Origin of the sequence: Agrobacterium bohemicum (assembly GCF_002896715.1) — a bacterium.
GTDB classification, from domain to species: domain Bacteria; phylum Pseudomonadota; class Alphaproteobacteria; order Rhizobiales; family Rhizobiaceae; genus Agrobacterium; species Agrobacterium bohemicum.
The window spans coordinates 268,913-293,710 of sequence record NZ_PGEL01000024.1 but is presented as its reverse complement, the minus strand read 5'-3'; the positions used below and the strand labels follow the sequence as shown (position 1 = coordinate 293,710).

22 protein-coding genes and 1 riboswitch are annotated in these 24,798 nt (G+C 55.7%); of the genes, 16 read left to right on the top strand and 6 right to left on the bottom strand.

Translation table 11 applies throughout. The features are described from left to right. Positions 1–19: 19 nt before the first annotated feature. The gene (locus tag CUC55_RS11805) at positions 20–814 is read left to right on the top strand and encodes a ParA family protein (protein WP_103087945.1); all 795 of its coding nucleotides are present in this window, start codon (positions 20–22) and stop codon (positions 812–814) included. A 70-nt stretch (positions 815–884) separates the two neighbouring features. Then, positions 885–1,769 (top strand): ParB/RepB/Spo0J family partition protein, encoded by an 885-nt coding sequence (locus CUC55_RS11800; protein WP_067646077.1) that lies wholly within the window; start codon positions 885–887, stop codon positions 1,767–1,769. Positions 1,770–1,833: 64 nt separating this feature from the next. Here the strand turns inward: CUC55_RS11800 and CUC55_RS11795 are convergent, their stop codons facing one another. Further along, complete coding sequence (locus tag CUC55_RS11795; protein WP_067646075.1) at positions 1,834–2,034, bottom strand: DUF1674 domain-containing protein; 201 nt, start codon at positions 2,032–2,034, stop codon at positions 1,834–1,836. 108 nt (positions 2,035–2,142) lie between these two features. Between CUC55_RS11795 and htpX the strand changes: the two genes are divergently transcribed. The 4 genes from htpX (at position 2,143) to purH (ending at position 8,181) form a co-directional block, all read left to right on the top strand. Next, the gene (gene htpX, locus CUC55_RS11790; RefSeq protein WP_103087944.1) at positions 2,143–3,102 is read left to right on the top strand and encodes a zinc metalloprotease HtpX; all 960 of its coding nucleotides are present in this window, start codon (positions 2,143–2,145) and stop codon (positions 3,100–3,102) included. Next, positions 3,099–4,481 (top strand): RsmB/NOP family class I SAM-dependent RNA methyltransferase, encoded by a 1,383-nt coding sequence (locus tag CUC55_RS11785; protein ID WP_103087943.1) that lies wholly within the window; start codon positions 3,099–3,101, stop codon positions 4,479–4,481. Before htpX ends, CUC55_RS11785 begins: the two co-directional genes overlap by 4 nt. A 344-nt stretch (positions 4,482–4,825) precedes the next feature. Further along, positions 4,826–6,448 (top strand): heparinase II/III family protein, encoded by a 1,623-nt coding sequence (locus CUC55_RS11780; RefSeq protein WP_103087942.1) that lies wholly within the window; start codon positions 4,826–4,828, stop codon positions 6,446–6,448. 116 nt (positions 6,449–6,564) lie between these two features. Beyond that, positions 6,565–8,181 carry a bifunctional phosphoribosylaminoimidazolecarboxamide formyltransferase/IMP cyclohydrolase gene (gene purH, locus CUC55_RS11775; RefSeq protein ID WP_103087941.1) on the top strand — a complete coding sequence of 539 codons (1,617 nt, stop codon included), beginning with the start codon at positions 6,565–6,567 and terminating at the stop codon, positions 8,179–8,181. A gap of 97 nt (positions 8,182–8,278) precedes the next feature. On the opposite strand, the gene CUC55_RS11770 is transcribed toward purH, so the two are convergent. Together CUC55_RS11770 and CUC55_RS11765 are read right to left on the bottom strand one after the other, a co-directional pair. Next, positions 8,279–9,811 (bottom strand): UxaA family hydrolase, encoded by a 1,533-nt coding sequence (locus tag CUC55_RS11770; RefSeq protein WP_103087940.1) that lies wholly within the window; start codon positions 9,809–9,811, stop codon positions 8,279–8,281. A gap of 45 nt (positions 9,812–9,856) precedes the next feature. Continuing rightward, positions 9,857–10,549 (bottom strand): FadR/GntR family transcriptional regulator, encoded by a 693-nt coding sequence (locus tag CUC55_RS11765; RefSeq protein WP_067646062.1) that lies wholly within the window; start codon positions 10,547–10,549, stop codon positions 9,857–9,859. 255 nt (positions 10,550–10,804) lie between these two features. On the opposite strand from CUC55_RS11765, the gene CUC55_RS11760 reads away from it, so the two are divergent. The 7 genes from CUC55_RS11760 (at position 10,805) to CUC55_RS11730 (ending at position 18,720) form a co-directional block, all read left to right on the top strand. Continuing rightward, a complete protein-coding gene (locus CUC55_RS11760; RefSeq protein ID WP_245417744.1) occupies positions 10,805–12,379 on the top strand; it encodes a sugar ABC transporter ATP-binding protein in 1,575 nt (524 codons plus the stop codon). Next, positions 12,369–13,391 (top strand): ABC transporter permease, encoded by a 1,023-nt coding sequence (locus tag CUC55_RS11755; RefSeq protein WP_067646058.1) that lies wholly within the window; start codon positions 12,369–12,371, stop codon positions 13,389–13,391. The genes CUC55_RS11760 and CUC55_RS11755 overlap by 11 nt, the downstream gene beginning before the upstream one ends. An 82-nt stretch (positions 13,392–13,473) precedes the next feature. Beyond that, positions 13,474–14,415 (top strand): ABC transporter substrate-binding protein, encoded by a 942-nt coding sequence (locus CUC55_RS11750; RefSeq protein ID WP_103088009.1) that lies wholly within the window; start codon positions 13,474–13,476, stop codon positions 14,413–14,415. 126 nt (positions 14,416–14,541) lie between these two features. Next, entirely contained in the window at positions 14,542–15,555 is a 1,014-nt protein-coding gene (locus CUC55_RS11745) for an aldo/keto reductase (protein WP_103087939.1), read from the top strand. A gap of 2 nt (positions 15,556–15,557) precedes the next feature. Beyond that, positions 15,558–16,379 (top strand): amidohydrolase family protein, encoded by an 822-nt coding sequence (locus CUC55_RS11740; RefSeq protein ID WP_067646054.1) that lies wholly within the window; start codon positions 15,558–15,560, stop codon positions 16,377–16,379. Between the two features lie 3 nt (positions 16,380–16,382). Next, on the top strand, positions 16,383–17,393 hold the full coding sequence (locus tag CUC55_RS11735) for a zinc-binding alcohol dehydrogenase family protein (RefSeq protein ID WP_103087938.1): 1,011 nt from the start codon (positions 16,383–16,385) through the stop codon (positions 17,391–17,393). Between the two features lie 49 nt (positions 17,394–17,442). After that, a complete protein-coding gene (locus CUC55_RS11730; protein WP_103087937.1) occupies positions 17,443–18,720 on the top strand; it encodes an L-fuconate dehydratase in 1,278 nt (425 codons plus the stop codon). Between the two features lie 130 nt (positions 18,721–18,850). Here CUC55_RS11730 and cobD read toward each other — a convergent pair whose 3' ends face one another. Next, entirely contained in the window at positions 18,851–19,879 is a 1,029-nt protein-coding gene (gene cobD, locus CUC55_RS11725) for a threonine-phosphate decarboxylase CobD (RefSeq protein ID WP_103087936.1), read from the bottom strand. Here cobD and cbiB point away from each other — a divergent pair. After that, the gene (gene cbiB, locus CUC55_RS11720) at positions 19,878–20,843 is read left to right on the top strand and encodes an adenosylcobinamide-phosphate synthase CbiB (RefSeq protein ID WP_103087935.1); all 966 of its coding nucleotides are present in this window, start codon (positions 19,878–19,880) and stop codon (positions 20,841–20,843) included. The genes cobD and cbiB overlap by 2 nt on opposite strands. On the opposite strand, the gene CUC55_RS11715 is transcribed toward cbiB, so the two are convergent. After that, positions 20,830–22,287 carry a cobyric acid synthase gene (locus tag CUC55_RS11715; RefSeq protein ID WP_103087934.1) on the bottom strand — a complete coding sequence of 486 codons (1,458 nt, stop codon included), beginning with the start codon at positions 22,285–22,287 and terminating at the stop codon, positions 20,830–20,832. The genes cbiB and CUC55_RS11715 overlap by 14 nt on opposite strands. A gap of 3 nt (positions 22,288–22,290) precedes the next feature. Continuing rightward, entirely contained in the window at positions 22,291–22,908 is a 618-nt protein-coding gene (gene cobO, locus CUC55_RS11710) for a cob(I)yrinic acid a,c-diamide adenosyltransferase (RefSeq protein ID WP_103087933.1), read from the bottom strand. Between the two features lie 106 nt (positions 22,909–23,014). Beyond that, positions 23,015–23,226, top strand: a riboswitch (cobalamin riboswitch). A gap of 114 nt (positions 23,227–23,340) precedes the next feature. Between cobO and CUC55_RS11705 the strand changes: the two genes are divergently transcribed. Together CUC55_RS11705 and cobW are read left to right on the top strand one after the other, a co-directional pair. Continuing rightward, positions 23,341–23,766 (top strand): DUF1636 family protein, encoded by a 426-nt coding sequence (locus tag CUC55_RS11705; RefSeq protein WP_067646041.1) that lies wholly within the window; start codon positions 23,341–23,343, stop codon positions 23,764–23,766. After that, the gene (cobW, locus tag CUC55_RS11700; protein ID WP_103088008.1) at positions 23,760–24,797 is read left to right on the top strand and encodes a cobalamin biosynthesis protein CobW; all 1,038 of its coding nucleotides are present in this window, start codon (positions 23,760–23,762) and stop codon (positions 24,795–24,797) included. The genes CUC55_RS11705 and cobW overlap by 7 nt, the downstream gene beginning before the upstream one ends. Position 24,798 lies beyond the last annotated feature (1 nt).

Below are 24,798 nucleotides of genomic sequence, written 5' to 3'. Positions count from 1 at the left end.
TTACCAAGTCAGGTGCGGCATTATGTTCGAAAAAANCCGGATAATTACGATTGCAAACCAGAAAGGTGGCGTCGGTAAAACAACGACTGCCATCAATCTTGCGACGGCACTTGCAGCAATTGGTGAACGTGTTCTGGTTGTGGATCTCGATCCTCAAGGCAACGCAAGCACGGGCTTGGGTATTGATCGGCGATCTCGTAAACTTTCATCCTATGATTTATTAGTCGGTACGAATTCCGTCGCGGAAGTCGCGGTGCCGACTGCTGTCCCAAATCTGGACATCGTCGCCTCCACGATGGATTTGCTTGGTTTCGAGATGGAAGTGGCGAATGCAGCCAATCGGGTCTTTTTTCTGAGAAACGCTTTGCAAGCCGATGATGCTCGCTCCTATTCCTATATTCTTGTCGACTGCCCGCCCTCTTTCAACCTTTTGACGATGAATGCGATGGCCGCAGCGCATTCCGTGCTTGTTCCGCTGCAGTGTGAGTTCTTCGCGCTTGAAGGGTTGAGTCAGTTGCTCGACACCGTCAATCAGATACGTGGTACCGTGAACCCTACTCTGGATATCCAGGGCATCGTGCTGACAATGTTTGATTCCCGCAACAATCTGGCTCAGCAGGTCGTCAACGACGTCCGCACGCATCTCGGCGAAAAGGTTTACCACACACTCATTCCTCGGAATGTCCGTGTGTCTGAAGCGCCTTCCTACGGTAAGCCCGCCATATTATACGATTTGAAATGTGCTGGAAGCCAAGCGTACTTGCAATTGGCATCTGAAGTTATTCAGCGCGAGCGTTTACGGAAAGCCGCCTAAACAGCGACGAAATAAGCATTACACCGCAGAGTACGATGAATAACGCGTCTGCGTGATTGTGGAGTTGAATATGAGTGATGATCTTTCGAAGCGCCGTCTTGGACGTGGTCTTGCAGCCTTGATTGGCGAAATGGACCAACCGCTTCCTGTTGGTGAACCGCAACGCGCGGTGAATGCAGACCGTACTATTCCAATTGAGTTTATTGCCCGTAGCGCGCGTAACCCGCGCCGTCATTTCGATGAGAGCGAACTTCAGGATCTCGCATCCTCGATTCGTCAGCATGGTATCGTTCAGCCGGTTGTCGTTCGTACAACAAGCCAAGATCGTTATGAGATCATTGCCGGTGAACGTCGCTGGCGCGCAGCACAACTTGCAGGATTTACCGAAGTTCCAGTGATTGTCCGTGATGTCGATGATCGCACCGCACTTGAGTTGGCAATTGTTGAAAACGTTCAGCGTTCTGACCTCAATCCGCTGGAAGAGGCGATGGGGTATGACCAACTGATCGCTGAACACGGCTACACGCAAAATGATCTCGGCGAGATTATTGGCAAGAGTCGAAGCCACGTTGCCAACAGTTTGCGTCTTCTGAAGCTGCCTGAACCCGTTCGTGATATGTTGTCACAGGGCTCCCTGTCGGCCGGGCACGCGAGGGCATTGGTTTCGACGTCAGACCCAATCAACCTTGCACGCTCCATTGTCGCAAAAGGACTGTCCGTTCGCGACGCGGAACGTCTGGCCCAGGCTGATATCCACATGCAGCTCAATCCTACGCTACCGCGCAGAGAGGAGCATGAAAAGGATTCCGATACGGTTGCGCTGGAGCGCACGCTGTCGGATGCTTTGGGGCTTGACGTTAAGATCAATCACAAGGGAACGGGCGGCCATATCCGTATTAATTACCGCACGCTTGAACAACTGGAAGGCGTGTGTCGTCTTCTTGAACAGAAATAGTCGTAAATAACTGATTTTAAATATAAAATTGTATTTTATAGAAGCGGGGCCTAGGCAGCCTCGCTCAAAAATCGATGGCTCGCCCCTTGATTTCATAGTCACCAAAACGCACGGGTTCGGCGCCGCCTCTCCCGCCGGTTTCTGCGGGCAATTCCAGCGCCTTTGCCATCCGGCGGCGCTCCTCAGCCTCCTTCAGCGCGCGCTCTGCCGCAGGTGGCAGCTTCTTTTCATTTTCGCCACTGTTGTCGTTGTACGCGTCTTGCATAGATCTCAAGGCCTTATGACAGCATATTGAAATACGTTTGTTCGTAACCAGATTATAGAAGTTGCTATGACTTGATAAGTCATTTCGCCTTTTGATCGGAGATTTTAGATGAACCTGATGCGTACGGCTATGTTGTTGGCGTTCATGACCGCTTTGTTCATGGGCATCGGCTTTCTAATTGGTGGCACAGGCGGCATGATGATCGCTCTTCTCGTCGCAGCTGGAATGAACCTGTTTTCCTATTGGAATTCAGATAAAATGGTGCTGAAGGCCTACCGGGCGCAAGAAGTCGATGAACGTAATGCGCCGGATTTTTNCGCCATGATCCGGGACCTTTCGCACAATGCAGGTCTGCCTATGCCGAAGGTCTACGTCTATGATAGTCCTCAACCCAATGCTTTTGCGACGGGTCGCAACCCGCAAAATGCAGCTGTCGCAGCATCGACCGGATTGATGGAAAGCCTGACGCCGCAGGAAGTGGCTGGCGTCATGGCTCATGAGCTGGCCCATATTCAAANTCGCGACACATTGACGATGACCATCACGGCCACATTGGCCGGTGCGATTTCAATGCTGGGCAACTTCGCTTTCTTCTTTGGTGGAAATCGTGAAAACAACAATCCGCTTGGCTTCATAGGTGTGCTGGTGGCGATGATCGTCGCACCGCTTGCTGCTATGCTGGTGCAGATGGCAATTAGCCGTACACGTGAATATTCCGCTGATCGACGCGGTGCTGAGATTTGTGGGAATCCGTTGTGGCTTGCCTCTGCTCTGCAAAAGATCGCCGGTGCAGCCAAGCAAATCCACAATGACGACGCCGAGAGAAACCCGGCGACAGCCCATATGTTCATCATCAACCCGCTCTCCGGCGAACGGATGGACAATCTGTTTTCGACACACCCCGATACGAACAACCGGATCGCTGCGCTTCATGCCATGTCGAAGGGTTACTCGCAGGCATCGACCTCTCAGCCGACAAATGCTAATGCGGTTCGCAAATCACGCTCTGTTCCAAACACCGGTTTNGGAAAAAGCGATCAAAACGAGCGCAAAGGTCCCTGGTCTTGACATCGAATTCCTCCGCCACGCCGGCAAAACATCATAAACGTAAGCCGTCTGGTGGAAACAACAACGAGGCATCCTTCGCTGACGACTGGAAACCAGGGCTCGCTGCTCGCGTAGCTGCAGTCAAGATCATCTCTGCGGTGCTGGACAAAAAGACATCGCTGGATGGCATGCTGGATGCGGAGAACGGCAACCCTGCCTATCGGGCACTGAGCCTTCCTGACCGTGCTCTGGTGCGTGCCATCGTCAACACCTCGCTGAGACATCTCCCACGTATCGAAGCAGTTCTCGCAATGCTTCTGGATGGGCCTTTGCCACAGGGAGCGCGGTCATTGCACCATGTTTTCGTCGTTGGTGTCACTCAGATGCTTTATCTCGATATTCCGGACCATTCGGCTGTCGATCTGGCGGTGGAGCAAGCACATCGCGATCCAAGAAATAAGCGCTTCGTAAAACTCGTCAATGCTGTCTTGCGGCGTTTGGGACGTGAAAAAGACGATGTTTTGCAGGCGGTGAGTGCAGTGCCAGTTTTGCCAAGCTGGTTTTACAACCGTCTGGTCAAGATTTATGGAAANGACGCTGCGGAGCGTATGGCCGAGGCGCAGCTTGTGCCATCTGTCATTGATGTTACTGTAAANTCCAATCCCGATCATTGGGCTGAAAAGTTGAACGGTATCGTTATGCCCAATGGCAGCGTTCGACTTGGCTCTTTCGAGGGATCCGTCTCCGGACTGGATGGCTTCTCCGATGGTGAATGGTGGGTGCAGGACTTTTCTGCCAGCTTGCCGGTGCGGTTGATGGGTGACCTGAGGGGCAAACGCGTGGCTGATCTCTGTGCCGCGCCTGGCGGCAAGACAGCACAGCTTATCCTTGCCGGTGCGGATGTTACTGCGCTTGATCAATCCGGCAACAGACTGAAGCGGCTCCGTGAAAATCTCGATCGACTAAAGCTGAAAGCCGAGACGATCGAAAGCAATATGCTGAAATTTCAGCCCGATGTTTTGTTCGATGCTGTGCTTTTGGATGCGCCCTGCTCTTCCACCGGAACTTTGCGCAAGCACCCGGACGTGTGCTGGACCAAGGATGAGCGAGATATCGCCAAGCTCGCAGCCCTGCAAGAACAGATGCTTCGCCACGCCATGACCATGGTCAAGCCCGGCGGCATGATCGTGTTCTCAAACTGCTCGCTCGATCCGTCCGAGGGTGAGGAGATGGTGGCGAAGGTTCTCGCGAGTGAACCTTCCTTGCAGCGTGTTCCAACTGCTAAAGCCCAGTTTCCTGGCTTGGAAGCTGCTATCAATGATATCGGAGATCTGCGTACGACGCCGGATATGTTTGGCGGCGTTGACGGCTTTTATGCTGCGGTTCTGCGTTTGACATAAGCATTTTTAGCCAGACATTAAACCTTGAGCCGGATTCACATCTTGAATGATCTACGTTGGTCATGCCGGATTTGGATCGTTTACAAAATATGAAGCTTTTCCTGAAATATTGATCGATGTCGCAATCGCAATATGGCGTCCTTTCCCAAGGGCGGTGCGGACGTTCAGCTGCATAAAGGTCGCTTTCAATCGGCGTCTTAGCACGAAAATCAACGATGATTTCCAGCTGAGATACTGAACCAGAACACGTCTTCGGGCGGGCGGGAAACGCAAGTTTGGTTACATCCCTGAAAAGCAACTTGAGTGTTGCGGGGCTTTTTATACGGATATTTAGAAACCGTGCCATGATCGGCATTGCGCCGTCGCGTCTCCGTTTTCTGAGATTTGCCGAACGTGTTCCCAGTGGTCTGGTTGCAGCACCTACGGATTTGCGCGCGGTCGACCCCTATGTCGCGCAGGAATTGGTCAAGGGGCGTATCGCGCTCGCTGGACGCGTTCTGGAAACGGGCGGGGCATCCCCTTTCTCGCTCGATCTGCCATCGGCAGCTTTCGAAGAGAGGCTTCACGCATTTGGCTGGTTGCGGCACGTCCGCGCCAGCAAATCGGATGAGGCCTGCGCTCGCTCCAGGCTTCTGGTGTCAGACTGGATTGCCCTTCATGGGCGAAGGATCAAAGGGGTCGCCTGGACCCCGGAAATTGTGGCACAAAGGCTGATTTCCTGGCTATCGCATTCTCCGGTCATTCTACAGAATGCAGATGCTGGCTTCTATCGCCGCTTTCTGAAAAGCCTTGGGTACCACGTGCGGTATCTCAGCCTCATCGCAAAATATGCGCCTGATGGTGAAATCCGCTTGAAAATCCGGATAGCCTTGGCTGTCGCATCGATTTCACTGCCGAATAGAGCGGTAAATATTGCACGTCATGGCATGAAACTTGACCGTGAGTTGGAGCGGCAAGTGTTGCCGGATGGCGGACACGTGTCGCGCAACCCACGTGTGATGCTGGACCTTCTGCTGGATCTGCTGCCGCTGCGACAAAGCTATATCAATCTCGGACATGACGTACCGCCCGGCCTCGTTCCTGCGATTGATCGCATGTTTCCTGCCATCCGGTTCTTTCGTCATCAGGATGGTGATCTGGCGCTCTTCAACGGTGCGACGGTTACGCTTGCCAATGAACTGGCTTCCGTGTTGCGATACGATGAGACATCCGGCCGGCCTTCTCGCGCGATGCCTGATATCGCCTATCAACGGTTATCGGCGGGATCGACTGTCGTCATCGTAGACACCGGTCTTCCCCAGACACTTGAGCTTTCAAAGGGCGCGCATTGTGGATGCCTGTCCTTCGAGCTGTCTTCGGTTCGAAACCGGTTCATCGTCAACTCAGGTTTTCCACCCNATGCCGCCACAGATTTTAGGCGCGCAAGCCGTTCAACAGCAGCGCATTCTACAGTGACCCTCGATGACACCTCGTCTTCACGCCTCTCGCGCTCAAGGCTTATCGGGCCTATCGTCATACCGGGTGTGACGGACGTAAACATCGAGCGACATATGGATGACAAGGGTGCCGACGTGCTGGTGACATCTCACGATGGGTATCTCAAGCAATTCGGATATATACACGAGCGCGAACTGGAACTGAATGTTACAGGAACCAAGATTAAGGGCCGCGATAGCATTCAGCCATCTCAAGATGGTAAGAAAAGAACCATAGAACGCCTTGATGCCGTGTCGCGTTTCCACATTCACCCTTCCATAGAGTTGGTTCAGCTGAATGACGAATCCGTTTTGATGACCGCAGTCGATGGTACAGGCTGGGTGTTTNCCGCGCCCGGGCAAATTGTTACAATTGCGGAAGACGTATTCATGGCGGATGCCTCAGGCATTCGTCCTTCGCAACAGATCGAAATCTCGTTCAACCCTCCTGACACAGTCGATGTTCGTTGGATTATCGAAAAGACGCCGTAGCATCGGCGTCTTCCGTCTCCCCATGTTTATTAATACGTAAAGCTGTGCTAACGCGACGGCAACCGCCGGATGGTTAGCTCACCGGCTTCTCTTTTCCGCATTACGGAGTTGTCTTAATGGCCGTCGTTTCCAAGAAAATTCCCGCTCCCGACAAAGTCAAAATCCGCACTGCGCTGCTTTCGGTCTCCGACAAGACTGACATCGTCGAGCTGGCGGGCGCTCTGGTCAAGCTGGGCGTGAAACTTCTGTCGACAGGTGGCACGTCGAAGACCATTGCCGATGCAGGTCTTCCGGTCACTGACGTTTCTGATATCACTCAATTTCCTGAGATCATGGATGGCCGTGTCAAGACGTTGCACCCCAATGTCCATGGTGGCCTGCTGGCGATCCGAGATGATGCCGAACATGTGAGAGCCATGCAGGCGCACGGTATCGAAGCCATCGATCTGTCCGTTATCAATCTTTATCCGTTCGAAGAGGTCCGCGCCAAGGGTGGCGATTATCCGACGACGGTAGAAANTATCGATATTGGCGGTCCTGCCATGATCCGCGCATCGGCCAAGAACCACGCCTATGTCACTGTGGTGACCGATCCAAGCGATTATCCAGAATTGCTGGAAGCATTGCAGGCCGAAGACGGTCAGACGAGCTATGCGCTGCGCCAGTGTTTCGCTGCCAAGGCTTATGCGCGCACCGCAGCGTATGATGCGGTTATTTCCAACTGGTTTGCCGAAGCGCTCTCCATCGAGACGCCGCACTACCGCGCGATTGGCGGCGTGCTGAAGGAAAAGATGCGTTACGGCGAAAATCCGCATCAGAGTGCTGGCTTCTATCTGACCGGAGACAAGCGCCCCGGTGTTGCGACGGCCACGCTTCTGCAGGGCAAGCAACTTTCCTACAACAATATCAATGATACCGATGCTGCTTACGAGCTGGTCGCAGAATTCCTGCCCGAGAATGCACCAGCCGTCGCCATCATCAAGCATGCAAATCCATGCGGTGTTGCAACGGGGACCACCTTGCTGGATGCCTACAAGCGTGCGCTGGCCTGTGACCCCGTCTCTGCTTTCGGTGGCGTGATTGCCATGAACCGCACGCTGGATGCTGAAACCGCTGAAGAAATCATCCAGCTTTTCACCGAAGTCATCATTGCACCTGATGTAACCGAAGAAGCCAAGCTGATCGTTGCTCGCAAGCCGAACCTGCGTCTTCTGTCAGCCGGTGGTCTACCAGATGCGCGCGCTGCTGGTATTACGGCGAAAACCGTATCCGGTGGTCTTCTGGTCCAGAGCCGTGACAATGGCATGGTCGAAGATCTCGACCTTAAGGTCGTAACCAACCGCGCACCGACAGCGCAAGAGCTTGAAGATATGAAGTTCGCCTTTAAGATTGCCAAGCATGTGAAATCCAACGCGGTGATCTATGCCAAGGACGGCCAGACGGCAGGCATCGGTGCTGGCCAGATGAGCCGCATCGATTCAGCGCGAATCGCGGCCCAGAAGGCTGAAGACGCTGCCAAGGCGATGGGGCTTGCCGAGCCACTGACCAAAGGTTCCGCGGTTGCGTCCGAGGCGTTCTATCCCTTTGCAGACGGCTTGCTCGCCGCGATCTCCGCTGGTGCGACAGCGGTTATTCAGCCCGGTGGTTCGATGCGGGATCAGGATGTGATCGACGCGGCGAACGAGCATAATGTCACTATGGTGTTCACAGGCATGCGTCATTTCAAGCATTAACGAGCTCGGCCGGGAGGGTGTAGAACCTCCCGGTCCTTATCCATAAGGGTGCTTTTGAGCTTATGCTAGGGCTTCATGTTTCACGTGGGACACATGCTCAAGTAACAGCCCCGACCTGCCACGGCACGAATTCATTATCGCCGTAGTCATAAATCTCGCTCACGGTTTTATCGCCTGATGCGACAGCGATGATGTGCTCGAAGATTCTTTTGCCGGATTCCTCAATGGTCTCACGACCGGTAACGATCTCACCGCAGTTGATGTCCATATCTTCCTTCATGTGTTCGTACATTTCGGTGTTGGTGGCAATCTTGATGCACGGCGAAGGTTTGAAGCCCGAGACGGAGCCACGACCGGTGGTGAAGCAGATGACGTTACAGCCGCCTGCTACCTGGCCTGTGACGGCGACCGGATCATAGCCAGGCGTGTCCATGAAGACAAANCCGGGTTCCGTGACAGTTTCGGCAAATTCGTAGACGGCTTTCAGCGGCATGGAGCCGCCTTTTGCGACAGCACCCAGTGACTTCTCGAGGATCGTGGTCAGACCTCCCAGCTTGTTGCCGTGGGAGGGATTGTTGTTCAACTCGTCACCATTACGAGCGGTATAATCCCGCCACCAATCGATGCGCTGCAGAAGTTTTTCAGCGACTGCCGGGGTAATGGCACGGCGTGTAAGGAGGTGTTCGGCACCGTAGATTTCGGGCGTTTCCGCCAGCACGGTCGTGCCGCCGTTCTGGACGATGAGATCTGAGGCATAACCCAGGGCTGGATTGGCGGAAATACCGGAGTAACCATCCGAACCGCCGCATTCCAAGGCAACCTTCAGGGCCGACAATGGCTGTTCCGTCCTCTTTGCAGCATTGACGACGGGCAGCATATCCTTGATCTGGGCAATTGCCGCCTCGATGGTTTTCCGTGTGCCGCCATGCTGCTGAATGGTCATGGTACGAAGGCGTTCGCCCTCTTCCATCTTGTAGTGTTCGAGGATCGGTGCAATCTGGTTGGTTTCACAGCCTAGCCCGATCAACAGGATGCCGCCGAAGTTAGGGTGCCGAGCGTAGCCCTGGATGGTGCGGATCAACAGTCTGTAGCCTTCCGACTTGGCGTTGAGCGCACAGCCGGTGCCATGGGTCAATGCCACGACGCCATCGATATTGTCGAAACCGTCAAGTCCGCCATCGCGGTTGAAATAGTCTGCTATGTAGCGCGACACTGTGGCGGAACAGTTTACCGAGGCGATGATTCCGATGTAGTTGCGTGTGCCGACACCGCCTGCTCCGCGGTCGAAGCCCAAAAAGGTGCGGCGCTGATCCAGCGGTAGCATGCCCTTTNCTTCGATATCGACACTGAATTGATGGGCGTGCTCGGATGGCACCATGGCCAGGTTGTGGAGGTGAACGTGCCGACCCGGTTCGATGTCCTGCGTCGCGATACCGATAATCTGACCATATTTGATGACATCCTGACCGGTTTTGATGGTCGAGAGGGCCACTTTGTGCCCACGCCCGATCAGCTCAAGTGCAGTCAACTCTCCACGACCGGTGGCACCACCGGGCTGAATGGAACGACGCGCAACCGCGACGTTGTCCCTTGTGTTGAGCAAAATGGTGGCTTCTGAAATGTCTGTCACGCGGTCTCCTCCTCGCGAAAATCCGCTCTTTCGAGCTTGTCGTCTTTAATTCTCGACCCATCTCCGTCTGGAGCTGTCAAGATGGCTATGCATTGTCGATTGCGCCAGTAATGGATCTTTCGCCTCCAGAGCAGCCAGAATAGCCTCATGCTCCTGTAAGGCGAATGTCCAGGTGTTCTTGTCTTCGAATTTGACCCGAAACTGTGCGGACATCGGGCTGTGACGCTCATCGAACAAATCTGCAACGAGGCGGGCAAGGACGCTGTTGGCGGATTGTTCGGCAATGATGATATGAAACTGCCGGTCTTGATCCAGAGGCTTGCGTCCAGCCTCTATTTCATTGCGCATCGCATCTAGCGTGGACCGCAATGTTTTCAGCGCGTCCGCATCGATGCGACTGGCGGCAAGCACGATGGTGGTGCCTTCAAGCGCTGCCCGCGCCTGCATCAATTCCGTCGGGCTTTCGCCAAGCGATTTGGTTCGCGTGCTTGACTGCACTGGTTCGGGTAGGACGTAGACACCGGAGCCCATGCGGATTTCGACGCTTCCATCGATTTCCAGTGCGATAAGCCCTTCGCGCAGAGACGGGCGCGAGACGCCAAGCCGTTGTGCCAGCTCACGCTCCGGCGGAAGCCGCGAACCCGTCTGAAATTCTCCGCTCTCGATCAATTCGCGGATCTGATCTGCAATCTGCTGATAAAGCCTGCGCGGCTCCATAATTTTGGCCTGACCATTCATATGAGTTCTGCGCGAATGGCGCACTTCCTAAGATTTGGCCTTACCGTATCCTCAACGTCAAACAGACGCAAGATAATGTTTATAGCATTGAAAATGTGATATAATTTTAGATATTTCTTTNGATTGATCAATATCAAATGACACTCATCTCCACCACATTCCAAAATTGGCTTGACCAAGATGAAAATGCGGCCTAACCATCTCTCCTATTCGCAGCGCCTTGGGTGGAGTTAGGGCGCTATCGGGAGGATCTGGATGTCGCACGGCGCATCGACTGCTCAGAACAGAATTGTGGACGCCGCCGCCGTGCGTGAGCATGGCCACGTTCTGCTACGGCTGGACAATATCAGCAAGGAGTTCCCAGGCGTTAAAGCGCTGAGTGACGTGCATTTCGATCTGCGTTCAGGCGAGGTTCATGCCGTCTGCGGTGAAANTGGCGCTGGAAANTCGACGCTGATGAAGATCGTCAGCGGTGTGTACCAGCCGACGAGCGGCACGATTTTGCACAAAGGGCAAAAAGTTCAGTATGCCTCGCCGCTGGAATCGGAGGCGGCCGGCATTGCCATCATTCATCAGGAACTGAACCTCGTTCCGCATTTGAGTATCGCCGAAAACATCTATCTGGCTCGAGAGCCGAAGAGAGCATTTCTGGTTGACCGCAAGAAGTTGCGCACTGACGCTAAACGCTGTCTCGACCGGCTCGGCGTCGATCTCAACCCTGACCAGCTGGTGCGCGGCCTATCTGTCGCCCAATGTCAGATGGTAGAGATCGCAAAGGCACTGTCGCTCGATGCCGAAGTCCTGATCATGGACGAGCCGACGTCATCATTGACGGAGCAGGAAACGCGGCTCTTGTTCAAGGTCATCCGCGATCTCAAGGCATCAGGCGTCGGCATCGTCTATATCTCGCACCGGCTGGACGAGATGGCAGAGATCGTTGACCGCGTGACCGTTTTGCGCGACGGCCGTCATATCTCGACCGATGATTTCAAGGCTGTTACGGTTGACGATATCGTCACGCGAATGGTGGGCCGGTCGCTCGAGGAAAAGTTTCCAGAGCGAACATCCAGGCCAACCGATGAGGTGATTTNCGCGGTTGAGGGGCTGACACGCACCGGCGTGTTTCACGATGTCAGTTTCGAGCTTCGGCGTGGGGAAATCTTAGGGTTCGCAGGTTTGATGGGCGCCGGTCGCACCGAGGTGGCGCGGGCTATTTTCGGAGCCGATGCCTTTGACGCGGGAACGGTTACTTTCGAGGGACGTACCCTGTCCATCAAGTCGCCACAGGATGCGATTGAAAACGGCATCGCGTATCTCTCAGAAGATCGGAAGACCGATGGTCTTGCCATCAAGATGTCGGTGGCCGCCAATACGTCATTGGCCAATATGGAGGCCGTCTCCAGCCGTTTCGGACTGATCGATTTCAAGAAACATGACGAGGTTGCCAAGCGCTACGTCGACCTTTTGAACATCCGCACACCCTCCATCAAGCAGACGGTGCGGCTTTTGTCCGGCGGCAACCAGCAGAAGATCATTATCGGTAAATGGCTGTTTCGCCAGTCTCGCGTTCTGTTCTTCGATGAGCCGACGCGCGGCATCGATGTTGGGGCGAAGTTCGCGATCTACCAAATCATGGACGAACTGGCTGCCAAGGGTATCGGCGTCATTCTCATCAGCTCCGAATTGCCGGAGGTGCTGGGATTGACGGACAGGATTGCGGTTTTCCACGAAGGCAGAATTACCGGAATTCTGGAAACGGCAAAGACCAATCAGGAAGAAATCATGCGCTATGCCTCCGGCTATAGCAGCGGAGATAGACATGTCGGTTAGTCCAGAAACACCCAAGCGTTTTTCCTTCAGCGACCGGCAGAAGGATATCATCCAGAAATTTGCCGCGCTCGGCAGTCTGGTGCTTCTGACGATCGTGTTTTCAGCCACCAGCAATGCGTTCTTCACCGTCAACAATGCCATGACGATTGCCTTGCAGGTGACGTCGATTGCCCTGCTCGGCATCGGCGCGACCTGCGTTATCATCACTGGCGGCATTGATCTTTCGGTGGGCTCGGTGCTGGCGCTGGCAGGTGTGGTCGCAGCTCTTGCGGTAAAAGAGCTGGGCATGCCGGTGCCGGTTGGCATGTTCTTCGGCATTTTGACGGGTTCTCTGTGCGGCCTTATCAATGGCCTGCTGGTCACGCGCTTCAAGCTGCCGCCGTTCATCGCAACACTCGGCATGATGCTGATCGCTCGCGGTGTCGCTCTGCAAATCACCGGTGCGCGGGCCGTGTCCGGCCTTGGCGAGTCCTTTGGCGAACTTGGCAACGGCGCTTTGTTTCGCATCGTCAACATTGGCGATGACGGGTTTCCGAATGTGGTATTTCCCGGCATTCCCTACCCGGTCATTCTGATGATCGTGATCGCGATTGCCGTTTCCTTCATGCTGAACCGCTCTGTACTGGGACGACACATCTATGCGGTAGGCTCGAATGCGGAAGCCGCGCGGCTGTCCGGCGTCAACGTGGCCCGCGTCACCAACTTTACCTATGTGTTGTCTGGCACGCTGGCGGGTTTGACCGGCTGCGTGCTGATGTCCCGCCTTGTCACGGCGCAGCCGAACGAGGGTGTTATGTATGAGCTCGATGCCATCGCCAGTGCCGTCATTGGTGGCACATCGCTGATTGGCGGTGTCGGCACGATTTCTGGCACCGCTATCGGCGCCTTCGTCATCGGTATTTTGCGCAATGGCCTCAACATGAACGGCGTTTCGGCCTTCACGCAGCAGATTATCATCGGTCTGGTTATTCTCGGCACGGTCTGGATCGACCAGCTGCGCAACCGCCGATGATCTATAGGGGTGCGGACCTTTTCCGCGGGAAACCGGCACGGCGACGAGGAGATATCGCTGCGCCGGCACAATGGAGGAAAACATGAAAANGCTTACGACTGCTCTTTTGACATCGGTGATTGCGCTGTGGAGCGTTTCCGCTGTTCAGGCCGGTGAAATCGCCGTCATCGTCAAGACCGTGAATTCCACCTTCTGGCAGAACGTCCAGAAGGGTGCGGATGCCGCGATCAAGGACTCCAAGGGCAACACTATGACCTTCCAGGGTCCGGCCTCGGAATCGGCCATCGCCGATCAGGTCAACATGGTGGAAAATGCCGTCAACCGTAAGGTCGCAGGCATTGTTCTAGCCCCTTCCGATCCTGACGCGCTGGTTCCTGCCGTGAAAAAGGCCTGGGAAGCCCGCATCCCCGTGGTTATCGTAGATTCGCAACTCGCCAAGGGTGCCGAGCAATATTACCAGTCCTTCCTCGCAACCGACAATAAAAAGGCCGGTGAACTGGCAGCCCAGGCACTGATCGAAAAGGTTGGTAAGGAAGGCAAGATCGCCGTTATGTCCTACGTCGCCGGTGCCGGTTCCGAAATCGGCCGTGTTGGCGGTTTCACGGATTACATCAAGGCGAATTCCAAGCTCCAGATCGTCGGCCCCTATTATTCGCAGTCGCAGATGGCGACGGCGCTTAACCAGACGACCGACGTTCTGGCGGCCAACTCCGATCTCAAGGGCATCTTTGGTGCGAATGAACCCACTGCCATTGGCGTCGGTCGTGCGCTTGCGCAATCCGGCAAGGCGGGCAAGGTTGTCGCCATCGGTTTNGACGGCAATCAGGACCTTCAGGGCTTCGTCAAGGACGGCACTTTGTCCGGCATCGTGGTTCAGGGCTCCTATCAGATGGGTGAACTGGGCGTACAGACCGTGTCCAAGCTGATCGCCAAGGAAAAGGTCGAAAAGTTCGTTGATACCGGCGTCGTGGTGGTGACCAAAGACAACATCGACAAGCCGGAAGCGAAGAACGTTCTTTATTGATATCTGCTCTTCGTCATGCTCGGGCCAAATGCGAGCATGGTGGGAGAGAGTACAATTGGATTATTAGGATGATCGCGACCTGTCGCGATCATTCATACCAACACTGAGTTTTCGAAAGTGTCCGCGATGAAAGTTTCCGATAAACGCAAGCTGCCCCGTTGTGAGGTCGAGGTCACGCTGATGGGGCTCGGCTGTGCCCAGATGGNCAACCTTTATCGCGTCACGCCCTATGAGGAATCCAAGGGTGCTTTTGATACGGCCTGGCAGCACGGCATACGTTATTTCGATACCGCGCCGTTTTACGGCTATACCCGTTCCGAACGTCGACTGGGTACGATGGTCACCGAGCATGAGCGTAAAGATTATACGATCAGCACCAAGGTGGGCCGTGTCATGGTGCCGGATGAAACGGTAGGACCGGAAGAGGACGCTTATATTGCACCCCTACCCTTCCGTCCGGTCTATGATTATTCCCACGATGGCATTCTACGCTCTTTCGAGGCGAGCCAGCAAAGACTTGGCATTCTGAAGCCGAATATTCTCTACATTCACGATATTGGTCCCTTTACGCATGGCGACAAGCATCAGCATTACTGGGACCAATTGACATCCGGCGGCGGTTTCAAGGCCTTGGCCAGGCTGCGTGAAGAGGGCTCCACAGGTGCCGTCGGCCTTGGTGTCAATGAATGGGAAGTCGTTCGCAGCGCAATGGAAGTTTTCGACATCGACGTTGCGATGCTGGCTGGACGCTACACGTTGCTTGAACAGAGCAGCCTCGATTTCCTGAACACATGTGCCACACGCGGCGTTGCCATCGTTATGGCGGGTGTTTTCAATTCCGGCATTCTGGCGGGCAATCGCAAGTTCAATTATGCGGATGCGCCAGCCGATATTCTGGCCAAGGTCGATGCCCTCCATGATGTATGCGAAGAGCTTGGCGTCTCGTTGCAGGCTGCTGCGCTGCAATTTCCGCTGGCGCATGCCGCGTCCGTTACAGTGGTGTCCGGCGCGCGCAACGCACAGCAACTTTCATCCAATATAGAATGGTTCGAGCAGGATATTCCGGCTGAATTCTGGCGCGAACTGCAAAAGCGCGACCTGATTGCTGAGGGTGCGCCGGTACCGGGAGGCAATGTCTGACCATGCTGATCGACGCCCACCAGCATTTCTGGCTTTTGAAGGATCGTGCCGGCCAGTGGCCGCCGCCTTCTTTGGCTGCCATCTACCGGGATTTTCTTCCTGACGATTTGCTGCCATTGATGCAGCAGGCGGGTGTAACTGGCACAGTGCTGGTGCAGACGATGGAAACGGCTGGTGATACGGATTTCATGTTGGCGCTGGCCGACAAGCATTCCTTCATTAAAGGCGTTGTCGGCTGGCTCGATATGAAGGCACCGGACGCGTCTGAACAGATCATCAGACGCGCAGCCCACCCTACCTTTAAGGGTGTGCGACCGATGTTGCAGGACATCGCCGATGTCAGCTGGATAGTGGATCCTGCGCTTGATCCAGCTGTCACAGCCTTGATCGATCACCGCCTTGTATTCGATGCGCTGGTTCTCCCTCGGCATTTGCCGCATCTGCTTGCCTTCGCGACCCGCCATACCGGGCTTCCAATCGTCATTGATCACGGTGCAAAGCCGTTGATCGCAATCGGTCATTACAACAATTGGCGCAAGGATATGGCGGCTTTGGCTGCCCTTCCCCACGTCTATTGCAAGCTTTCAGGTCTGCTAACCGAACGCGGTGATCAAAAGCCTGAGGCAGTGCGGCCCTATGCTGAAACCATTATCGATCTGTTCGGTGCTGAACGGGTGATGTTTGGCAGCGACTGGCCCGTCTTGCGGCTGGCTGGCGATTATCAGGCATGGCTGGATTTCAGCCGCAGCATCGTACCCGCTGCCCACCATGATGCAGTATTTGGCGGCAATGCCGTGCGTTTTTACTCTCTTTCTGACAGGTGACATATGCTGGCGATTTTTNGCGATAAGCCCGGGCTTTTATCAGCCAAGGAATTGCCGACGCCGCACCGCGGCGAGGGCGATGTTCTGGTGCGTATCCGCCGCATAGGCGTCTGCGGCACGGATTTACATATCTTCACCGGCAATCAACCCTACCTCTCCTATCCCCGCATTATGGGACATGAGTTATCCGGCACGGTGGAAGATGCACCTGAAGGAAGCGATTTGGCTGTAGGGGATATCGTCACCATCATCCCTTACATTTCCTGCGGACATTGCAGCGCTTGCCTGAAAGGCAAAAGCAATTGCTGCCGCAACATCGGGGTGTTGGGCGTACACCGCGATGGTGGCATGGTGGAATATCTGAGCGTGCCAGAACAGTTCGTTCTGAAGGCTGAAGGTCTCACTCTTGATCAAGCAGCGATGACGGAATTTCTGGCCATCGGCGCACATGCGGTGCGTCGAGGCGCGGTCGAGACCGGTCAGCAGGTGTTGATCGTCGGTGCCGGACCGATCGGCATGGCAGTTGCCGTATTTGCTGTTCTCAATGGTGCCGCTGTGACGATGATCGATAGCCGCGAAGACCGGTTGAATTTTTGTAAGGATCAACTAGGTGTCACCCACATCGTCGCACTTGGCGATGGCGATAAGGACCGCCTATCCGAGATTACGGGCGGGGATTTCTTCGACGCCGTTTTTGATGCGACAGGCAATGCTAAAGCCATGGAACGGGGCTTTTCCTTCGTTGGCCATGGCGGCTCCTACGTGCTGGTATCGATTGTCGCTAGCGACATCAGCTTCAATGATCCTGAGTTCCACAAGCGCGAAACAACGTTGCTGGGCAGCCGCAACGCGACGCTTGAGGATTTTGAAGTGGTCCTAGCGGCGCAGCGTTCCGGCAAAGTCCCGGAAGCGCTGATCACACACCGTATGACACTGGCCGATGTTCCCGCCCGCTTTGCAGACCTGACCAACCCTAAGGCTGGTGTGATCAAAGGCATGGTGGAAGTCGCCTGAGACCTGCAAAAATAAAGAAATTCTGTGACCCCNGACTGCGAGTGAGGCCATGACCAAGATTACCGATTTGCGCGTTTTCGATTTGCGTTTTCCAACTTCGCAAAGCCTTGATGGCTCAGATGCGATGAACCCCGATCCGGATTACTCCGCCGCGTATGTTATTCTCGATACCGATGACACCACCTTGAAAGGACACGGTCTGACCTTCACCATCGGTCGCGGCAACGAGATTTGCTGCATGGCCATCGAAGCGATGCGGCATCTGGTTATCGGTACCGATCTTTCCGCCGTCCTGGAAANTCCCGGCAAATACTGGCGTCATCTGACGGGTGATAGCCAGCTGCGCTGGATCGGACCGGACAAGGGTGCCATGCATCTGGCCACGGGTGCCGTCGTCAACGCTGTATGGGATCTGCTGGCCAAGCAGGTCGGCAAACCGGTCTGGCAACTGGTGGCCGATATGAGCCCCGAACAGATCGCCGATATCGTCGATTACCGTTACCTGACCGATGTCTTGACGCGCGACGATGCGCTAGCAATCCTGAAGAAAGCCGAAACCGGTAAGGCAGAGCGGGCGCAGATCCTTAAACAAGAGGGGTATGCCTGCTATACGACCTCTGCGGGATGGCTGGGTTACGGCGATGATAAATTACGACGCCTATGTCAGGAAGCCATTGATGCAGGCTTCAACCATGTGAAAATGAAAGTCGGGCGCGATCTGGAAGACGACATCCGTCGCCTGACCATCGCCCGCGAAGTGATCGGCCCCGATCGCTACCTCATGATTGACGCCAATCAGGTATGGGAGGTCGATCAGGCCATTGAGTGGGTTAACAAGCTTGCTTTCGCCAAGCCCTTCTTCATCGAAGAGCCGACCAGCCCTGACGACATCGCAGGTCACCGCAAAATTCGTCAGGCGATTGGTTCTGTGAAGGTCGCAACCGGCGAAATGTGCCAGAACCGTATCATGTTCAAGCAGTTCATCGCCGAAGGCGCGATCGACGTGGTCCAGATCGATTCCTGCCGCATGGGCGGACTCAATGAAGTGTTGGCCGTTTTGTTGATTGCAGCGAAATACGATTTGCCTGTCTGGCCACATGCAGGCGGGGTCGGGCTTTGCGAATATGTGCAGCACCTGTCGATGATCGATTATCTTGTCGTCTCAGGCACCAAGGATGGCCGCGTCATCGAGTATGTCGACCATCTGCATGAGCACTTCATTGAGCCCTGCGATATTCAGAATGCTGCTTACATGCCGCCGAAAATGGCAGGTTTTTCGATTGAGATGAGGCCTGAAACGATTGAGGCTTATTTGTTCAAGGGGTAAATGGGCTCGCTGCCCGTTCCACCGTCATCCTCGCCCTTGTGGCGAGGATCTAACCACGTTTAATGTTGGGGTTCGTTAGATCCTCGGGTCAAGCCCGAGGATGACGTCGAATTGGGATAATCGCGTTGCTCTAGAACGCAGCCAGCGCTGCTTCGAGCCTCACCCACTCGGCCTCTTCTCCTGGAAGACCAAAGCGAATATCCTTAGGTCTCTCATCGAAGATGCGCGTCAGAATGCCGTGTTGCATCAGGTGGGCAAACAGGTGCGGTACCCGCTCATCGCGAACGAGCGTAAAGAGCGACGTACTCCCAGCGATCGTTAAACCGGTTTCTATCATCATCTCGTTTAGCCGTGCCGAATCATCCCTTAGCCGGAGTCTCATTGCATCTTGCCAGGTGTGGTCCCCGAGCGCTTCTGTTGCGATATGCAGAGCCGGGCCTGAAACGGCCCAAGGGCCAAGCCTTGACTCGAGCTCTGCTGCGACATCGGGATGGGCGACTGCGAAGCCGAGACGGACGCCTGCCATGCCGTAGAACTTGCCGAAGGAACGTAGGACGATGAGGCCATCTGATGTTGTTGCATTGGCAAGACTTTGCGCATGACCGGTCTCGATGAACGCCTCATCCACCACAAGCAGCCCGCCCTTTTTGCGCATGGCTGCTGCCAGTCCCTGCAACTCGGTGCGATCAGACACCCGCCCATCGGGNTTGTTTGGGTTGATGACGACGGCGTAGTCAAAGGCCAAGAGATCCCTGATTTCAGAGACTTCGGTTACAGCCAGGCCTGCAATGCGGGCAGTGCGGGCGTGTTCGGCGTAGGTCGGTGAAAGAACGCCGCATCTTTNCGCGCCGCTTTGGACAGCCATATGTGCCAAGAGCGGCATCAGCATCTGCGTTCCGGGGGCTGCGGCAATGTGAGTGCCAGAGGGCGCGCTGAACGCCGTTGCCGCGATGTTTTNCAGGGTTTCGACGGCACCCGGTTCCGGCAGGCGGGCAAAGGCGCTGGCAGGAATGGGCGAATGGGCGTAGGAGTGCGGGTTGATCCCGGTGGAAAGATCGATCCACGGTTCGGGCGCCTGCGGAAAAAGCTGGCGCGCGTGGCCCAGATTGCCTCCATGGCGGATCGCCGGTTGTGCTTTTNCTGGTACCTTTTCGCCCATGTTCTTCGCTCTCGCTTTCCTATCACTGCTCATCGAGCGCCTTCTCGGCTATCCCGACTGGCTGTTCAAACGCATCGGCCACCCCGTAACCTGGATCGGTTCGCTTATCGCGCTCCTAGATAGAAAATGGAACCGGGGGAGTGATTCATTTTTACGTCGCAAAGGCACGGGTGTTGCCGCTCTTGTTATCCTTCTAGGGTCGACGGTGCTGAGTGCATCGGTGTTGCAGTCAGCACTTCTATGGCTTCCGTTCGGCATATTGGCCGTGGCAGTGCTTGGCGCATCCCTGCCAGCACAGAAAAGCTTGGAGCAGCATGTCGAGGCCGTGGCGATGGCTTTGGAACGTGAGGGTATCGAAGGCGGTCGTAAAGCCGTTTCGATGATCGTGGGGCGTGATCCCGATAATCTGGATGAGGCTGCGGTCTGCCGCGCAGCGATTGAAAGTCTGGCGGAAAACTTTNCCGATGGTGTCGTCGCTCCCGCGGTTTGGTTAGGGCTTCTGGGGCTTGCCGGCGGTGCGGGTTACAAGGCGATCAACACAGCAGACAGCATGATTGGCCATCGCTCTGCCCGTCATGAAGCATTTGGCTGGGCGTCGGCGCGACTGGACGACCTGGTCAACCTGCCCGCTTCCCGGCTGACTGGCCTGTTGTTTGTCCTCGCTGCTTTTTTCGTGAATGGCGCTTCGCCTCGGGCTGGTTTCCGCTCTATTTTCCAAGACGCGCACCATCACCGTTCGCCCAATGCCGGTTGGCCGGAGGCGGCACTGGCAGGGGCACTTGGTTTCGCGCTGGCCGGTCCTCGGTCTTACGGCGGGCAAATGATCGAGGCGCGGTTCATGGGCGAAGGTGGGCGGCGCGATTTGACATCTGTCGATATTCGCCAGGCTTTGACACTCGCACGTATCGCGGATGCTATGTTGATCGCGTTTTTCGGTGCGTTAGCCTTGGCTATCGCGCTATAGCCAGTAGTGCATCGAGATCGAGATGGCGTTCCATGTGGTCCGCCAACCGGTCCAGAACGTCATCCACCTGCGCTTCGTAATTGAGTGCCGAGCTTTCGCCGCCCAGTCGCTCCAGCCATGCGCTGCGTTGATTGTCGTCTGCGAAGAGGCCGTGAATATAGGTGCCAAAGACGCGGCCATCAGCAGAGATCGCGCCCTCGGCGTGGTCGCCCATCGTAGAGAAGGGACGCATGTTGTCATTCCCTGTCGTTACACCGACATGCATTTCATAGCCGGAGAAAGAAACGTGATCGAAGCTTTGGCCGATGACAGAAACGAGCCTTTTGTCTCCCGTCAGCACAGTGTCGATATCCAGTAAGCCCAACCCCTCTATCGTGTTAGGCGTACCCTCGATACCATCAGGATCTGCCACCGTGTTNCCGAGCATCTGGTAGCCACCGCATAGGCCAAGCACAAAGCCGCCACGGCGCGCATGCGCCTTGATATCTACATCAAGCCCTGAACTTTTCAGGGCGCTCAGATCGGCGATCGTGGATTNGGAGCCGCAAATCAGCACCAGTGCACAATTTGCGGGAATGACATCGCCTTGGCGCACCCTGATAAGCTCGACATCCGGCTCAGCCTCAAGGGGATCAAGGTCGTCGAAGTTCGAGATGTGCGGCAGGATCGGCACTGCGATGCGGATCTTCGCGCCGGGTTTGTGCTGCCCAGGTGCTGTCAGGCCCAACGCGTCCTCTGCTGGCAGGCGATTGGCATCGGCAAAATGCGGCAGGAGGCCGATCGGGTTCCAGCCGGTTTTATCTGAGATAATGCGCATTCCTTCATCGAACAGGTTTGGATCACCCCTGAAACGATTAACGATGAAACCATGAATCATGGCGGCATCGTCTGCATCCAGAACCGCCTTTGTACCAACAAGGCTGGCGATGACGCCGCCTCGGTCGATATCGCCAATCAGGATGACGGGGGCATTGGCTGCGCGGGCGAAGCCCATATTGGCAATGTCGTTGGCGCGGAGATTGACTTCCGAAGCGCTGCCCGCACCCTCGATCAGGATGATGTCAGCTTTCGCCTTGAGATGTTCAAAGCTTTCCAGAACGCGCGGCATCAACCCTGCCTTCATATGCTGGTAATCTACGGCTTTGGCTTTGCCGATTACTTTGCCCTGCACCACCACCTGCGCACCGGTCTCGCTTTGGGGTTTGAGCAGCACGGGGTTCATATGCACGGAAAGCGGAACGCCAGCAGCCCGTGCCTGCAAGGCCTGTGCCCGGCCAATTTCGCCACCATCTGCTGTGACGGCGGCATTGTTGGACATGTTTNGCGGCTTGAAGGGCATGACGGACAGTCCGCGACGGACGAAGGCGCGGGCCAGCCCTGCCACCATCAGCGACTTGCCGACATCCGAGCCGGTGCCTTGAAACATCAAAACGCGCGCTGTCATGAATTAGAACTCAATGCCGGATTGCGCTTTCACACCAGCTTTGAAGTGATGTTTCACAAGCGTCATTTCCGTAACCATATCGGCGGCATCCATCAACGGCTGCTTGGCATTTCGGCCGGTGACGATAACGTGCAAACCGGGGCGACGAGTTTGCAGGGTCTCTACCACCTCTTCCAGCGGTAGATAATCATAGCGCAATGCGATGTTGAGCTCATCCAGAACCACGAGACCGATGGTGTCATCGGCCATCATCACCTTGGCTTCCTCCCAGGCTTTGGTCGCGGCGNCGACGTCGCGCTTGAGATCCTGAGTGTCCCACGTGAAACCTTCGCCCATGGTGCGCCACTCCACACGGTCACCGAACAGGGCGAGTGCCTGTTGTTCGCCGGTGGACCATGCGCCTTTGATGAACTGGACAATGCCGACACGTCTGCCGGTGCCCAGCATGCGCAAGGCAAGGCCGAAGGCTGCGGTAGACTTGCCTTTGCCAGGGCCGGTGTTGATCATCAGCAGACCTTTTTCGACGGTCTTTTCGGAGACTTCAGCATCTTGAACCGCCTTGCGGTTGACCATCTTGGCGCGGTGACGTTCGGCTTCGCTGTCGCTGATGTCGCGGGTCATGGCGGTTGGTCCTTCCGGGTCTCATGCTTTTCCAAAGCGGCGACTATAACCAAAACGCATGCGTGAGCAATGATACGCGGCATTGACACAAAAGCACCGCAGGGCATAAGGGTTAATGACTGACGGTCTTTTTCCGGCAACGGGAAANGCTAAGAGGGAACACGGTGCACTTCGCTTATGCGGACAAATCCGTGGCTGCCCCCGCAACTGTAAGCGGTGAGCCCGCGCCGGAAGCCACTGGACATCTTCAAGTCCGGGAAGGCGGCGCGAGGTGTTGAAGCCGCAAGCCAGGAGACCTGCCGTTTCAGGAAAAACGTCTGCCGGGCGGGGTGCTCCGGTCAGTCGGTTGTTCGCCAATGGCTTTGCGGTTGTCCGCATGCCGTTTNCGATATCCGCACCCCAAGACCATGTGAAGGCGCGGAAAGTACACTCTTGGATATTACATCAACATCGCTCAGCCTGAATGAGAAGACGCACCATGACACCGCGCCTGGAGTCGTGGTTTATGTGTGCCGCAGTTGCCGGTCCGAAGCTGATCCGAATGCGGACCCTCGCCCCGGTGCGACCCTTGCGCAGGCCGCCATTGCGCTGGGTGACGCAGAGGGTGTCAATGTGCGCAGCGTCAATTGCCTTGCCAATTGCAAGCGCGGCTTGAGTGCCGCCATTCGCAGCGCCGATGGATGGTCCTATATGTTTGGATCGCTGAGCGAAGACGATGCGGCCGACCTTATGGTTGGCGCACGTCTGTTGGCCTCTGCGCCCGACGGGCTGATGCCGTGGCGCGGACGGCCCGACAGTTTGAAGCGTGGCCTCGTTGCCCGCATTCCCCCTTTGAATTTTACCGAGGAGACATCATGACCACGCTCAACCGCGTTCCCTGCACCATCATCACCGGCTTTCTGGGCGCTGGCAAAACCACGCTGCTGCGTGGCCTTCTGGAAAAGCTTGAGGGTAAGCGGCTGGCCATCATCGTCAACGAGTTCGGCGATGTCGGTATCGATGGTGACATTCTCAAGGGGTGTGGCATCGAAAACTGCCCGGAAGAAAACATCGTGGAATTGGCCAATGGCTGCATCTGCTGCACAGTGGCAGATGATTTCCAGCCCGCCATCGAGCAGATTCTGAGCCGACAGCCACGCGTTGAGCATATTCTGATAGAGACCTCCGGTCTTGCTCTACCAAAACCCCTAGTACAGGCTTTCCAGTGGCCAGCGATCAAAAGCCGTGTAACGGTGGATGCCGTTGTGGCCGTGGCCGATGGCGTAGCACTTGCACAAGGCATGGTATCGCATGATCTCGAAGCACTCGCTGCTCAGCGCCAGAACGACGAGGCGCTGGACCATGACGATCCGGTCGAAGAGGTTTTCGAAGACCAGATTGCCTGCGCTGATCTCATCGTTCTGACCAAGGGCGATCTACTGGATGCGGCGGGTCTCGAACGCGCCAAGGCACATATTAACGCTCATCTTCCAAAGGCTGCTAAAATTATCGTGGCTTCCAATGGCGCGATCGATCCTGCCGTGCTCATTGGCCTTGGCCTTGCAGTGGAAGAGCATATCGAAAACCGCCACACCCACCATGATGAAGAAGCAGATCACGACCACGACGAATTCGACAGCTTCGTTGTAGAACTGGACGCGGTAAAGGATGCAAACGCGCTAGCGATGCGGATTTCCGAAACCGCAGCATCGGAAANTGTGTTGCGCATCAAGGGGTTTGTCGAGGTGTCAGCCAAGCCGATGCGTTTGCAGGTGCAGGCGGTCGGTTCGCGCGTCAACCATTACTTCGATCGCCCGTGGGCTGCCGGTGAGGTGCGCCGCAGCCGTCTGGTCGTGATCGGAGAAAAGGGTCTCGACCGCGCGAAAATCGAGCGGATGCTGGCAGCCTGAT